This is a genomic window from Nocardiopsis algeriensis (genome assembly GCF_014203695.1).
Classification (GTDB): domain Bacteria; phylum Actinomycetota; class Actinomycetes; order Streptosporangiales; family Streptosporangiaceae; genus Nocardiopsis; species Nocardiopsis algeriensis.
Genome location: NZ_JACHJO010000004.1, coordinates 104,863 through 120,423, shown reverse-complemented (window position 1 = coordinate 120,423; position 15,561 = coordinate 104,863). Strand labels below are relative to the sequence as shown.

Genomic DNA, 15,561 nt, shown 5'->3' with positions numbered 1-15,561 from the left:
TAATGCACCTTGGCGGGCCCCTTCCGAGCTGCTTCAGCCGCCTGGCGCCGGTGCGGTCGGTGCGGTCGTTTCCCCGGCCCGGCGTCACTCCCCGCCGCTGTCCTCCGTGCCTTCCGGCCGCAGCACTCCGCTGGTCAGCCCCTCGCGGGCCAGCTCCGCCGCCTGCGACGCCAGTGCCGACAGCTCCCGGGCCCGGCGCTCGAAGTCGGTCACCGCCCGGAAGGCCGCACCGTAGCGGCGCTGCTCGGCCACCTCCAGCTTGGGGATGCGCGCCGCGCGGGCGTCGGTGCGGAAGGTCCCGCTGGCGCTGGTGGACCGGCGCGTGTTGGCCGCGCTGGCCAGGAATCCGTTGAGGAAGTCGGTGTCCACCTGCCCGCTCGCCGAACGCGGCAGCTCCCCGTCCAGGTCCACCAGCCCCGCGTCGGCCAGTTCCGCCACCTTCACCTGCGCGGCGAAGCCCGCCCCCGGCGCTCCGGCGGCCAGCTCCGGCAGAGCCTTGACCAGCTCGGCCGCCAGGGCGACCAGCTCGCCCCTCGTGGAGGCGAACGCCGCGGGTACCTCGCCGGGGTCGGGGGCGGCGTGCCGGGCCGGGGTCAGGTCGACGTCGTCGTCGAGCAGGTCGATCAGCGCCACCTCGGCGTCGGGCTCTGCGGGCAGTTCCCAGCCGCCGTCGGGATCGGCCCCGCTCAGATCCCACATCCGTACCGTGCGTGCCGTGTCGCCCTCGTCCAGCGGGCGGCGCAGCAGCCACAGGTGCACCGGTTGGGAATGCGCGGCCGCCAGGCCTGCGGGCAGCGCGAACACGTCCGTGAGCAGTCCGCGCCGCACCAGGTCGGCCCGGATGCGCCGCCCCGTGCGCCGGTAGGCGCACGAAGTGGAGAGCACCACCGCGGTCTGCCCGCCGGGCGCGGTGTGGGCATAGGCGTGCTGGAGCCAGGCCAGTTCTCCCTCGGCCTTGGGCGGCAGCGCCAGCTCCCAGCGCGGGTCCATGAGCAGTTCCTCGCGCCCCCAGTCGGTGGTGGCCGCCGGCGGGTCGCACACCACCAGCTCGGCCCGGTGGCCGGGCCACCGGTCGGCGCGCAGCGCGTCGCCCACGCGCACGTCGGCCTCGGTGCCCAGTTCCAGCACCGAGCGCGCGCGCACAAGCCGGACGGCGTCGGGGTCGGTGTCCTGTCCGGTGCGCCGTGCCCCGGGAGCCCCCACGGAGAACAGCAGCGACCCGGTGCCGCACGCGGGGTCGAAGACGCTGCGCGCGTCCGGGCGGGTCAGGGACGCCAGCGCCCGCACGAGCCGCGCGGTGGAGCCCGAGGCTGTCCCCGACCGCTCGCCCGCGTTCAGGAACCTCGTGGTGAGCGCCCGCGTGAGCGCCCCGGGGGAGGACTCTTCGGCGAGCGCGTCGACGAGGCCCACCGCCGTGTCGCCGAGACCGCCGCGCTCGCCCCGCCACAGGTGGTCGGCCACGTCGGCCAGGCCCCGCAGCATGTGGGTCGAGTAGTCGCCGCGCAGCGTGTGCCACAGCCGCACCTCGGCGGATTCCTCGGTGCCCTTGTTCTGGCTCTCCAGCCATGCGCGCACCTTCTCCAGGGAGAAGAGCGGGCTGGAGGAGGTGCCTCCGGCGGGGGAGGGGAAGTCGTCGTGGCGGCGGCGCCAGTTGGAGACGGCCGCGCGGGTCACGCCGGCCAGCCGGGCGATGTCGGCGGCGGTGACATGGCGGTCACTCAGGGTGCTCGCGTCTCGGGACTCCATGCGTTCACAGTACACGTGGGGCTGGGAAGGTGCCATTGGCCTGGCGTTTGCACCGTTAACGCACTTCGTTCGGGGTGGGGGAGGGGGTGTCGAGTGTCTCAGTGGGTGCTCCGACGGTGCTTTCTGGCGGTATGCGGGCCTTTCAGATGTCGGAATCGCGTCAATTTTTGAATGCGGTGGCGGTTGAGGTGTGCTCATGTCATCCTCGCGATCATCCTGGGCGTCCTACCGCGTGAAGGGTGTCCATGTCGGCCCCGGTGGGTGCGCCAAGCCTGGCCCGGCCTCTTTCGGGGTTGCTGAATACTGTCGCGGTTATGTATGTTTGCGATGTAAACAGCATGGAGCCTGTGGCGGTGACTCCCCCGGTGGCAGGCTTCCGTCTTGAGGCACCGCTTCCCGCGCCTGGGCGCGCGGGCGCGGCAACGGCGCAGCGCGAGGGACAGCGATGGAACGGCAGTACGTGGCGGATCGCTTCCGCCTGGACGGCATCATCGACCGCGGCAACATGGGCGAGGTCCACCGCGCGGAGGACACCGAGGCCCCCGCCGATTCCGCCGACCGCCGCATCGCTGTCAAGCTCATCCTGCGGCGCCGCTCCGGCGCCTCCGTCGACCCCGGCGAGAAGACCGTGCGGCGCTTCGCACGCGAGGTCGACATCATGCGCCGCCTCGACCACCCCGGCATCCCCCGCCTCGTCGACGGCGGTGTCGACACCACCGGCGGCCACCACCTGCCCTACCTCGCCATGGAGTACCTCGACGGCCGCACCCTGCGCGACCTCGGCGACGAGGAGCCCCAGCTGCCGGTGCCCTGGGTGGCCGCCATCGGCGCCCAGATCGCCGACGCCCTCTACGCGGCCCACGCCGCGGGTGTCGTCCACCGCGACCTCAAACCCGCCAACGTGATGATCGTCCGCGGCGGCCGCGTCAAGGTCCTGGACTTCGGCATGGGCCGCATCGTCGACGATCCCGACGTCAGCCAGCTCACCAGTGCGGACTCCACCGTCGGCACCGCCCGCTACATGGCCCCCGAGCAGTTCCAGGGCGCCAAGGTCACCAGCGCCGCGGACCTCTACGCCCTGGGCTGCGTCCTCTACGAACTCCTCGGCGGCACCCCGCCCTTCAGCGGCGCCACCAACTTCGAACTCGGCCACGAGCACAACAACAACTCCGTCCCACCCCTGGGCCTGCTGCGCAACGACATCCCCGCCGACCTCACCCACCTCGTCGAGCGCCTCCTGGCCAAGAAGCCCGCCGACCGGCCCGCCAACGCCGCCGAGGTGCGCGATGCCCTGCGCCCCCTGGCCGACGGTGAGGCCTCCGTCCCCGGCTGGGACGAGTTCGACCCCCTCGCCCACGTGCCCGTGCCGGCCCCCGCCCCCCTCATCGAGGACACCGCCACCAGCCGCCGCGTCCACGACGCACCCCTCGGCGTCATGGACGTCTTCTCCCTGCACAAGCGCCTCATCGACGAGTACAGCGCCTTCACCTCCGGCAGCACCGTCATCCGCGACGAGCGCATCGACGACTTCCTCAAGGAGGACCTGAAGGCCAAGTCCCAGTGGCCCGACCCCTGGCTGTCGCTCAACCCCTTCTTCGACTCCGGCGGCACCGTCACCCAACTGGTCAACGAGGGCCTGCTGCACCCCGAGACCGCCCGCATCTTCCAGGCCAGGAAGAAGGAGGGCAGCACCACCTGCGACGGCAGGCCCCTCACCCTGCACCGCCACCAGCGCGAGGCCGTCGAGACCGCCCGGAGCGGCCGCTCCTACGTCCTGACGACCGGCACCGGCTCGGGAAAGTCGCTGTCCTACATCGTCCCCATCGTCGACCGGGTTCTGCGCGAGCGCGAGCAGGAGAAGGCCCAGGGCCGCCACACCAAGCGCGTGCGCGCCGTCATCGTCTATCCGATGAACGCCCTGGCCAACAGCCAGCTCAAGGAGTTGGAGAAATTCCTCGTCCACGGCTACGGCAAGGGCCGCGAGCCCGTCACCTTCGCCCGCTACACGGGCCAGGAGAGCGAGGAGACCCGCAAGGAACTGCGCGACAACCCGCCGGACATCCTCCTCACCAACTACGTGATGCTGGAGCTGATGCTCACCCGGCCCGACGACCGCAAGTCCCTCATCAAGATGGCGCGCGGCCTGGACTTCCTCGTCTTCGACGAGCTGCACACCTACCGCGGCCGCCAGGGCGCCGACGTGGCCATGCTCGTGCGCCGCGTCCGCCAGGCCTGCGAAGCCCCCGACGTGCAGTGCGTGGGTACCTCCGCCACCATGTCCTCCGAGGGCACCGCCGAGGACCAGAAGGCCGTGGTCGCCTCCGTGGCCACCAAGCTCTTCGGCACCGAGGTCGCCCCCGGCGACGTCATCACCGAGACCCTCGTGCGCGCCACCGTCGGCGGCCCCGTCACCGTGCCCGCCGAGCGCCTGACCCAGGACGCCCCGCGCGCCTACCACGACCTGTACCGCGATCCCCTCGCCCGCTGGATCGAGTCCACCTTCGGCCTGACCACCGACTCCGGCGGGCGCCTGGTCCGTCAGCGGCCCACCAAGGTCGAGGACGCCGCCGCCGAGCTGGCCCGCGACACCGGTGTGCCCGTCGAGCAGTGCGTGGAGGCCGTCCGCCGCACGCTGGAGGCCGGAGCCGAGGCCTTCCACCCCGGCAACGGCCGCCCCCTCTTCGCCTTCCGCCTCCACCAGTTCCTGTCCAAGGGCGACACGATCCACGTCACCCTGGAACACCCCGAGACCCGCCACCTCACCCGCGAGTACCAGCTGGAGCAGCCCGGTTCGGAGGGCAAGATCCTGCTGCCGCTGGCCTTCTGCCGCGAGTGCGGCCAGGAGTACATGACCGTCTGGCGCCTGGACCGCCCCGGCGGCCCCGTCTACCAGTCCCGCCGCGACACCGTCCCCGCCGAGAAGGGCGCCGTCGAGGGCTACCTGTACGTCTCGCCGGACAACCCCTGGCCCACCGGCATCGACGAGGTCCTGAAGCGGCGTCTGCTGCCCGAGTCCTGGCTGGAACTGGACGAGCACCACCAGGAGAACGTCAGCAAGAACCGCCGCGACAACATCCCCCGCGCCGTCACCGTCGACACCCGCGGCAACGAGGGCAAGGGCGACCTGCGGGCAGCGTTCATCCGCGCCCCGTTCCTGTTCTGCCTGCACTGCGGCGTTAACTACGAGAGCAAGCGCGGCAAGGACTTCGGCAAGCTCGCCACCCTCGACCAGGAAGGCCGGTCCTCGGCCACTTCCCTGATCTCGGGCACCATCGTGCGCGCCCTCAAGGCCGTGCCCGCCGAGGCCCTGCCCAAGGAGGCCCGCAAGCTCCTCACCTTCGTCGACAACCGCCAGGACGCCTCCCTGCAGGCCGGCCACTTCAACGACTTCGTGCAGGTCACCGAACTGCGCGGCGGCCTGTACCGGGCCCTGCACGAAGCCGGCGAGGACGGCCTGTCCTCCGAGCACCTGGCCACCCGTGTCGCCGAGGCGCTGGCCCTCGAACCGGCCGACTACGCCAAGTCCGCAGGCTTGGCCCCCCGGCTGGCCCAGCAGGCGGCCAGCACCTTGCGCGACGTCATCGCCTTCCGCCTCTTCGTGGACCTGGAGCGCGGCTGGCGCGTCACCATGCCCAACCTGGAGCAGACCGGGCTGCTGCGCATCGACTACGCCGACCTCGACTGGACCGCCGAGGAGCAGACCCGCTGGGACAAGGCCCACTCCTGCCTGGCCCAGGCCGCGCCGCACACGCGCAAGGAGATCCTGCGGGCCCTCCTCGACGAGATGCGCCGCGCCCTGGCCATCGACACCCCCTACTTCCGCGACGAGACCTTCGAGTCCTTGCAGAGCGCCAGCGAGACACGGCTGTCGGAGACCTGGGCCCTGGCCCGCGGTGACCGGCCCAAGGCCGCCGTCGCTTACCCCATGGCGTCCAGGCGCAACCTCGACCCCAACGGCCTGTTCCTGTCGGGGCGCGGCAAGTACGCCCGCTACCTCAAACGCGTCCACTTCGGCACGCTCACCACCGACGAGCTGCAGACCGTCGTCGGCCAGCTGCTGGAGGTCCTGGCCGACGCGGGCCTGCTCACCCGCACCAAGGACGCGCCCCGCACGTTCGGCCACCGGTTCCACCGCACCGACGACCAGGCCGTCACCGGCTACCAGATCGACTCCGGCTGCCTGGTCTGGAAGGCCGGCGACGGCGTCTTCGGCGCCCAGGACCCGCTCACCCGCACCTATGCCAGTGGCGAGGGCCCGCGCGTCAACACCTTCTTCCGCGACCTGTACCTCGGCGCCGCCCGCTCCCTCACCGGCCTGGTCGCCCGCGAGCACACCGCCCAGGTGCCGCCGCAGGTGCGCGAGGAACGCGAGAACCTCTTCAGCGACGCCGAACTCAAACTCCTGTACTGCTCACCCACCATGGAGCTGGGCGTGGACATCAAGGAGCTCAACGCCGTCCTGATGCGCAACGTCCCGCCCACCCCCGCCAACTACGCCCAGCGCAGCGGCCGCGGCGGACGCAGCGGCCAGCCGGCCCTCATCACCACCTACTGCGCCACCGGCAACAGCCACGACCAGTACTACTTCCGCCACTCCGACAAGATGGTCTCCGGTGTGGTCCAGGCACCCCGACTGGAACTTGCCAACGAGGACCTGGCCACCGCCCACGTACAGGCCATCTGGCTGGCCGAGACCGGCCTCAAACTCGGCCGCGCCATCCCCGACGTGGTCCACGTCGAACCCGCCGAGGACCAGCGCGCCCCCGACCCGGCCCTGCCGCTGGCCGACACCGTCCAACAGGCCGTCGACGCCCCGGCCGCCCAGCGCCGGGCCCTCGCCGCCGCCGGCGAGGTGTTCGCCGACGTGCTGCCGCTGCTGCGCGACATGGCCTGGTGGGACGACAGCTGGCTGGAACGCGTCGTGCGCAACGCCCCGCACAACTTCGACCGCGCCTTCGACCGCTGGCGCGGCCTGCTGCGCGCCGCCCTGCTCGACCAGTACGAGCAGAACCGCCGGGTCCTGGACCACAGCCTCACCGAACGCGACCGGCGCACCGCCGCCCGCCGCCGGGGCGAGGCCGAGACCCAAATCACCCTGCTCAAGAACGAGAGCCAGGACAGCAAGTCGCTGCTGAGCGACTTCAACCCCTACCGCTATCTGGCCAGCGAGGGCTTCCTGCCCGGCTACTCGTTCCCGCGCCTGCCGCTGGCCGCCTACATCCCCACCCGCCGCAGCAGGGTCGACGACGGCGACTTCCTCCAGCGGCCCCGCTTCGTGGCCATCCGCGAGTTCGGCCCCGGCGCGCTCATCTACCACGAGGGCGCCCGCTACCAGGTCACCCGAGTCCAGCTCCCGCCCGACTCCAGCGGCGACCTGACCACCACGAGCGCCTGCCGCTGCGACAACTGCGGCTACCACCACGAGACCAAGGACAACCTCGACCGCTGCGAACTGTGCGACCACCCGCTGAGCGGGGGCACCCCGAACCTGCTGCAGCTGCACACCGTCTACACCACCCGCCGCGAGAAGATCTCCTCCGACGAGGAGGAGCGCCGCCGCGCGGGCTTCCGCCTGGTGACCTCCTACCGCTTCCAGCAGCACGGAGGCGGCCGCTCCGGCCGCCAGGACGCCAAGGTCTCCGACGCCTCTGGCCCCCTGGCCACCCTCCACTACGGCGACTCGGCCACGGTACGCATCACCAACCTGGGCCGCCTGCGCGCCAAGGACAACGAGCCCGACGGCTTCTGGCTCGACCCCACCACCGGCAAGTGGCTCAACGAGGCCACCGCCAAGAAGGCCGTCGGCGACACCTCCGAGACACCCCTGATCGAGGACGGACCCGACAGCGGCGAGGAGCGCGTCCACAAGAAGCGCGTCATTCCCTACGTCGAGGACCGCCGCAACATCCTCGTCGTCCACCTCGACCGCGCCCTGCCCCAGGACCAGGCCCTCACCCTCATGTACGCGCTGGAGCGCGGCATCGAGGCCGCCTTCGAGCTGGAGGACGCCGAGCTCACCAGCGAGCTGCTGCCCCCCGAGGCCGGCGACCGCGACCGGATGCTGTTCACCGAGGCCGCCGAGGGCGGCGCCGGCGTACTGCGCCGCCTGCAGGTCGAACGCGACGCGCTCGCCAGGGCCGCGCGCACCGCCCTGCAGATTTGCCACATCGACCCCGAGGACGGCACCGACACCGGCCGCCCCTGCGCCCGCGGTTGCTACGACTGCCTGCTCACCTACCACAACCAGGCCCACCACCAGCAGATCGACCGCCGCCTGGTGCGCGACCTGCTGCTGCGCCTGGCCGAAGCCCAGACCCTGCCCACCGGCGAGGGCGTCTCGCGCACCGAGCAGATGGACACGCTGCAGTTCCGCTGCGAGACCCAGCTGGAGCGGGACGTGCTCGCCTGGCTCAAGGAGCGCGGCCACCGCCTGCCTGACGACGTCCAGGTGTTCGTCCCCGAGGCCCAGGCCCGCCCCGACTTCGTCTACCGCCTGCCCCATTCCCAGGTCGCCGTGTTCGTCGACGGCCCCGTGCACGAGGACGCACGCGTGGCCCAGCGCGACGCCGAGGCCGAGGACCGCCTCTACGACGCCGGCTGGGACGTGGTGCGCTTCGCCCACGACGCGGACTGGGGGCAGGTCACCGCACGCAACGAGGACTACTTCGGCCAGGGCGCACAGCGCTGACCGGTACCGACACACCCCCGTCACACATCCAGATGATCGAGGTTCCATGACCACCGCGTACGCCCCCGGATCCCTGGTCTCGGCCAGGGGACGCGAATGGGTGGTGCTCCCCGAGAGCGCCGACGACATGCTGGTCCTGCGTCCGCTGGGCGGCAGCGACGACGACGTGGCCGCTCTCTTCCCCGCCTTCGAGAGGGTCGAGCAGGCCCGTTTCGCCCCGCCCACCCCCTCCGACCTGGGCAACGCCCGCGCCGCCGGACTGCTGCGCAGCGCCCTGCGCATCGGCTTCCGCTCCGGCGCCGGGCCTTTCCGCTCCCTGGCCGGGATCGCCGTCCAGCCCCGCGCCTACCAGCTCGTGCCCCTGCTCATGGCGCTGCGCCAGCAGACCGTGCGCCTGCTCATCGGCGACGACGTCGGTATCGGCAAGACCGTCGAGGCAGGACTGATCGCCTCCGAGCTGCTCGCCCAGGGCGAGGCGAGCGGCCTGGCCGTCCTGTGCTCCCCGGCCCTGGCCGAACAGTGGCAGGAGGAGCTGCGCACCAAGTTCGGCATCGACGCCGAACTCGTGCTCTCCTCCACCGTCACCCGCCTGGAGCGCGGCCTGGACCTGGGCCAGTCCCTGTTCGACAGGTACAAGCACGTCATCGTCTCCACCGACTTCATCAAGTCCACCCGCCACCGCGACGACTTCGTGCGCCACTGCCCCGACCTGGTGATCGTCGACGAGGCCCACACCTGCGTGTCCGCCGACGACCTCACCGGCAGCCGGCGCAACCAGAACCAGCTGCGCTACGAACTCCTGCAGAAGGTCTCCGCCGACCCCGAACGCCACCTGCTCCTGGTCACCGCCACCCCGCACAGCGGCAAGGAATCGGCCTTCCGCAACCTCATCGGGCTGCTCGACCCCCGCCTGGCCGACCCCCAGCTGAGACTGGACACCGACGAGGGCCGCCGCCTGCTGGCCCGCCACTTCGTCCAGCGCAAGCGCGCCGACGTGCGCCAGTACCTGACCCGCGAGCAGGACGGCCTGGTCGACGACTCCCTCGCCGAGACCACCGCCTTCCCCTCCGACCGCCTGTTCCGCGACGAGACCTACCGCCTCTCGCCCGAGTACAAGAGCCTGCTCGACGACGCCCTCGCCTACGCCGGCGAACGCGTCGAACACGCCGGCGCCCAGGGCAGGCGCGAGGCCCGCGTCGCCTGGTGGTCGGCCATCGCCCTCCTGCGCTCCCTGGTCTCCTCCCCGCGCGCCGCTGCCAAGACCCTCACCACCCGCTCGGCCGCGGCCGCCGCCCAGAGCGCCGAGGAGGCCGACGCCCTCGGCGCCCCGCTCACGCGCGACGCAGCCGACGCAGACGCCCTGGAGGGCCTGGACACCGCACCCGGCGCCGAGACCGCCGAAGCCGAGACCAACCCCCTCTTGGCCCTGGCCCGCCGCGCCGAGGCCCTGGAGGGCCCCGAGAAGGACCACAAGCTCCAGGCCCTGCTCGACCAGCTCAAGGAACTCCTCGCCGACGGCTACAACCCCATCGTCTTCTGCCGCTACATCGACACCGCCGAGTACGTCGCCGCCTACCTCAGCGGCGAGACCGCACCCAAGGGCAAGAGCCCCATCGACAAGGGGGGCAAGAACGGCTGGAAGACCACCGTCAAGGCCGTCACCGGCAAGATCTCCCCCCAGCAGCGCGTGGAGCGCATCGAGGAACTCGCCGAGGAGGCCGCCGAGGCCGCCCGCGCCGCCGGCGACACCGAGGGGTCGCGGACACGCCGCGTACTGGTGGCCACCGACTGCCTGTCCGAGGGCGTCAACCTCCAGCACTACTTCGACGCCGTCGTCCACTACGACCTGGCCTGGAACCCCACCCGCCACGACCAGCGCGAGGGCCGCGTCGACCGCTACGGCCAGCAGCGCGACCAGGTCCGCGTCGTCACCCTCTACGGCGAGGACAACGGCATCGACGGCAAGGTCCTCGAAGTCCTCATCAAGAAGCACCGCCAGATCCGCAAGGACCTGGGCATCTCGGTGTCGGTGCCCGACGAGTCCTCAGCCGGGGTCACCGACGCCCTCGTCGAATGGCTGCTGATGCGTAGCCGCCAGGGCGAGCAGGAGGCCCTCTTCGGCACCGAAGAGCTCAACACGCGCTCTCAGAAGGTGGAGGAGGAGTGGCGCTCGGCCGCCGAACGCGAGAAGACCTCCCGCACCCGCTACGCCCAGCGCTCCATCCACCCCGAGGAGGTGGCCCGCGAGGTCGCCGCCCTGCGCGAGGTCCTGGGCGGTGCCGACGAGGTGTGCGCCTTCACCGAGGAGTCCCTGCGCGGCCTGGGCGCCCTGGTCACCGACCTGCCCGACGGCGAGGCCGGATTCCGCGCCGACGTGACCACCACCCCCGTGGGCCTGCGCGACGCCCTCCTGCCCCTGGTGGGCGCCGACACGGTCGAGAAGAACCGGCCCCTGCCCTTCCGCGACACCGCGGCCGTGCCCCGCGGCGAGGCCGCGCTGGTGCGCACCGACCCGGTCGTGGGCGCCGTGGCCTCCTACGTGCTCGACACCGCCCTGGACGCCACCGGCGATGACGAGCACCGCCCCGCCCGCCGCTGCGGCGTGATCCGCACCGACCAGGTGTCCACCCGCACCACCCTGCTGCTGGTGCGCTACCGGTTCCACCTCACCCTGCCCTCCCGGCACGGAACCCGGCAGCTGGTCGCCGAGGACGCCCGCCTGCTCGCCTTCACCGGCGCCCCCGACCGCGCCACCTGGCTCGACCCGGGCGAGGCCGCCGCGCTGCTGGAGGTGCAGGCCACCGAGAACACCGCCCCCACCATGGGTGAGAACACCGTGCGCCGCGTCCTGGACGTGCTGCCCGCCACCGCCGACCACCTCGACGCCTACGGCGACGAGCTGGCCGCCGAGCTCGCCGACTCCCACCGCCGCGTGCGCTCGGCCGCCGACGAGATCCGCCGCGGCCTGAAGGTCCAGGCCCAGAAACCCGCCGACATCCTCGGCGTCTACGTCTACCTGCCCGTCGCCAACCCCGCCGCCCCCGCCGGAGGTGCTGCCTGATGTCCGCCATCGCACGCAACCAGGTGTTCAGCGCGGTCCACACCGTCGGTGGACTGCTGCCCACGGACATGCTCGTCCGCATCTCCGAGGGCAAGGACGTGCCCGGCTCCAAGCCCGCCGACTACAACGTCTTCGGCGTCCGCTCGGTGAGCGACGAGGCCGAACGCCACTGGGACTACCTCAAGGGCGTCTGGCGCGAACTGCGCACGAAGCTGCCGACCGCCACCGACGGCACCCCGGCCGTCGACTCGGTCAACGCCGCCCTCTCCCAGTGGCTGGAGCCGCTGTTCAATGAACTCGGCTTCGGCCGGCTGCCCGCCGTCCCGGGTGAGGGGCTCAAGAGCGACGACGGGGCCAAGAGCTTCACTGTCTCCCACCTGTGGCAGCACGTGCCGGTCCATGTGGTGGCCTGGCACCACGAGCTGGACAAGCGGTCCGGCGGTGTGGGAACCGTACCGCCGCAGTCCCACGTGCAGGAGCTGCTCAACAGCTCCTCGGCCCACCTGTGGGCGGTGCTCACCAACGGCCGCCAGGTGCGGTTGCTGCGCGACTCCAGCGCCCTGGCCACCGCCGCCTACGTCGAGTTCGACCTCGAAGCGATCTTCGACGGCGAGCTGTTCAACGAGTTCGTGCTGCTGTACCGGCTGCTGCACGCCTCCCGGTTCGAGGTGGAGGAGGGCAAGGCGCCCTCGTCCTGCTGGCTGGAGAAGTGGCGTGCCGACGCCGTCGAGTCGGGCTCGCGTGCTCTGAAGCACCTCAGCGAGAACGTCCGCGAGGCCATCACCGTACTCGGCACCGGATTCCTGCGCGCCAACCCCGACCTGCGCAAGGACCTGGACCTCAAGGCTTTCCACGCGGCACTGCTGCGGCTGGTGTACCGGATGCTGTTCGTGTTCGTCGCCGAGGACCGCGGCGCCCTGCACCCTCCCGGCACGAGCGAGCAGGCCAAGGAGCGGTACGCCGCCTACTTCTCCACCGCACGCCTGCGCCGGCACGCCCGCAGGCGCCGGGGCACCGCACACAACGACCAGTACGAGGCGCTGAAGCTCCTGCTCGCCGCGCTGGGGGGCACCGAGAAGCACCCGGACGGCCGCCCCGAGCTGGGCATCCCCGCGCTCGGCGGCCTGTTCACCGACACGGAGGCGGATGCGCCGCTGCGCGGCCTGAAGTTGGCCAACGAGCACCTGCTCGGCGCGGTGCGCCACCTGTCCCAGGTCCGTGACGCCGAGGCACGCCGCTGGCGCACGGTGAACTACCGCGACCTGGACGCCGAGGAACTGGGCTCCATCTACGAGTCGCTGCTGGAGCTGGTACCCAAGTACAACGCCTCGGACCTGTCCTTCGAACTGAAGGTCATCGGCGGCAACGACCGCAAGACGACGGGGTCGTACTACACGCCGTCCTCGCTCATCGAGACCCTGCTCGACTCGGCACTGGACCCGGTGATCGACGACGCGGTCAAGCGCGGACACGAGAAGGCCACCAAGGCCGGCCAGCCCGACAGTACTGAGGCCGTGGTCGGCGAGCTGCTGGAGTTGACCGTGTGCGACCCGGCCTGCGGGTCGGGACACTTCCTGGTGGCTGCGGCGCGACGTATCGCCAAGCAGGTCGCCGCCGTGCGTGAGGGCAACCCCGAGCCGACCGTGGGCGCGGTGCGCAGCGCCATGCACGATGTGGTCGCCCGGTGCATCTACGGCGTGGACCTCAACCCGATGGCGGTGGAGCTGGCCAAGGTGTCGCTGTGGCTGGAGGCCCTGGAGCCGGGCAAACCGCTGAACTTCCTGGATGCGCATGTCAAGCACGGCAACGCGTTGATCGGTGCCACGCCGTCGCTCATCAAGGGCGGCATCCCCGACGAGGCGTTCAAGCCCATCGAGGGTGATGACAAGAAGTACGCGCGCTTCCTCGCCAAGACCAACAGCGCCGAGCGCGGCGGCCAGCTCGGCCTGTTCGACATCAAGAGCGACGCGGCCGGCGTCGCCAACACGGCTCTTGCCGAAGGCCTGCGCGAGATCACCTCGGTCGTGGGCGACTCCCTCGACCAGGTGCGCGATCAGGAAAAGGCCTACCAGGGCTGGACCGCCTCCGACGAGTACGTGCGCAACAGGCGAGTTGCCGACGCGTGGTGCGCGGCATTCGTGTGGCGCAAGACCCAGGACGCCCCGCAGGCGGTGACCCAGGAGGTTCTGTACAAGCTCGCCAACGCCAAGGGCAACGGCGCGCCGTTCACCACGATCGAAGAGATCGAACGGCTGCGCGAGCAGTACCGGTTCTTCCACTGGCACCTGGAGTTCCCCGACGTGTTCGGCGTCCCGGAGGACGGCCGGGGAGCGGACGAGGCCACAGGGTGGGCCGGCGGTTTCGACTGCATGATGGGCAACCCGCCGTGGGAGCGGATCAAGCTCCAGGAACAGGAATTCTTCGCCCAGCGCGACAGGGCCATCGCCGAAGCGCGCAACGCGGCCGAGCGCAAGCGCATGATCGCTGACCTGAAGGCCGACGCGAGCCGCTCGGTCCTCTACCAGGAATTCGAGGAGGCCAAGCGCCGGGCGGAAGGGGAGAGCCACTTCCTGCGCATGAGTGGCCGCTACCTGCTGACCGGCCGAGGGGACATCAACACCTACGCGGTGTTCTCCGAGGCCGACCGGATGCTGACCGGTCCGCACGGCCGTACGGGCATCATCGTGCCTACGGGAATTGCTACCGACGCCACCACACAGCACTTCTTCAAGGACCTGGTGGAGAAGGGATCGATTGCGGCCCTCTACGACTTCGAGAACGCGGCGCCCTTGTTCGAAGGAGTGCACCGCTCATTCAAGTTCTGCATCCTGTCCCTCGCAGGACGCGACATGCGCGAACCCGAGGCATCCTTCGCTTTCTTCCTGCACGATCCGGCCGAACTCGACGACGCTGACAAGGCCTTCACCATGACCCCTGAGGAGATCAAGCTCCTCAGCCCCAATACAGGAGCATGTCCAACTTTCCGGTCGCGCCGAGATGTGGATATTGTTCTGGGAATGTATTCGAAGGGTGCAGTGTTGCGGATTGAGTCGGAAAGTAAGGTGGGGTCAGGGTTTAGGGTTCGCCGCATTTATGACATGGGCAAGAAGCAAGCTGTAGAACTGTGCAAGCAAGATTCTGGTTCGGTTCGCGATGTAACAATGTATGAAGCGAAAATGCTTCATGCTTACGATCACCGCTTTGCCACCTATGTGGTTGATGGTGGAGATGTTGTCAAGATTGATGAGAAGGAAAGTCCGGATGTCTTTCCAGTGGGGAGATATGCTCTAAAAAACCCCAGGCAGCTTGATGATGATCTTCGGAGCTGGGGTCGCAACTGGCTTCTAGTTTTTCGAGATATTGCGCGATCCACTGATGAGCGAACCATGATCTCGTCAATTATCCCTCGAACTGCCACGGACTATACTGTGCGAGTTGCCTGTGGCCATGAAGGCAAAGCTAGCGTGCTGCTCGCTAACTTTAATTCCATGCCATTTGACTATGTGTGTCGGAATAGGCTTGGGGGTGCTCACCTTTCGGACTTTATTACATACCAATTGCCAAGGGTGTCTTGGGGGGCGAGTGGAAAAAATGGCGCCCGAGGGTGGTTTGAAATGGAAAGCTGGATTAATTCTCGGGTTCTTGAGCTCACCTACACTGCTTTTGACATGGAGCCATTCGCGCGAGACTTGGGTGATGAAGGTGCCCCGTTTCGGTGGAATGAGGAGCGTCGTACTGCCATGCGGGCAGAGTTGGACGCACTCTTCTTCCACCTCTACGGGATCAGCCGTGATGACGTGGACTACATCATAGAGACCTTCCCGATTGTGAAGCGGAAGGACGTGGAGAAGTACGGCACCTACCGCACCAAGGAACGCATCCTGGAGATCTACGACCGGATGGCCCAGGCTGGCGTCTCCCAGGACACACCTCTGGTCGATGGTGAGAACTTCGTTTCGGAGCTGACCCCGCCGCCTGGCCACGGCCCTCGTCACGTTTCCGCCTGAGTTCAGCACTTGGCCCACCTGCTGGAGTTTGCAGCAGGCATAGGTGGTCTGAAGCTCAG

4 protein-coding genes are annotated in these 15,561 nt (G+C 69.9%); 3 read left to right on the top strand and 1 reads right to left on the bottom strand.

What is annotated here, in order from left to right:
* Positions 1 to 84: 84 nt before the first annotated feature.
* Positions 85 to 1,746, bottom strand: coding sequence for an HsdM family class I SAM-dependent methyltransferase (locus tag FHS13_RS07165; RefSeq protein WP_184289496.1), 1,662 nt, complete (start codon positions 1,744 to 1,746; stop codon positions 85 to 87).
* Positions 1,747 to 2,191: 445 nt separating this feature from the next.
* Here FHS13_RS07165 and FHS13_RS07160 point away from each other — a divergent pair, with 445 nt between their 5' ends.
* From FHS13_RS07160 to FHS13_RS07150, 3 genes are read left to right on the top strand one after another with little or no spacing between them, the layout of a single operon-like run.
* Positions 2,192 to 8,434, top strand: a complete 6,243-nt coding sequence (locus FHS13_RS07160) for a protein kinase domain-containing protein (RefSeq protein WP_184289493.1) — start codon at positions 2,192 to 2,194, stop codon at positions 8,432 to 8,434.
* Positions 8,435 to 8,480: 46 nt separating this feature from the next.
* Complete coding sequence (locus FHS13_RS07155) at positions 8,481 to 11,495, top strand: DEAD/DEAH box helicase (RefSeq protein ID WP_184289490.1); 3,015 nt, start codon at positions 8,481 to 8,483, stop codon at positions 11,493 to 11,495.
* Positions 11,495 to 15,502, top strand: coding sequence for an Eco57I restriction-modification methylase domain-containing protein (locus tag FHS13_RS07150; RefSeq protein WP_184289487.1), 4,008 nt, complete (start codon positions 11,495 to 11,497; stop codon positions 15,500 to 15,502). The genes FHS13_RS07155 and FHS13_RS07150 overlap by 1 nt, the downstream gene beginning before the upstream one ends.
* Positions 15,503 to 15,561 lie beyond the last annotated feature (59 nt).

Excerpts from the sequence above, each read along its gene's own strand:
- FHS13_RS07150 (WP_184289487.1), top strand. The coding sequence starts at position 11,495 with ATGTCCGCCATCGCACGCAACCAGGTGTTCAGCGCGGTCCACACCGTC.
- FHS13_RS07155 (WP_184289490.1), top strand. The coding sequence starts at position 8,481 with ATGACCACCGCGTACGCCCCCGGATCCCTGGTCTCGGCCAGGGGACGC.
- FHS13_RS07160 (WP_184289493.1), top strand. The coding sequence starts at position 2,192 with ATGGAACGGCAGTACGTGGCGGATCGCTTCCGCCTGGACGGCATCATC.
- FHS13_RS07165 (WP_184289496.1), bottom strand. The coding sequence starts at position 1,746 with ATGGAGTCCCGAGACGCGAGCACCCTGAGTGACCGCCATGTCACCGCC.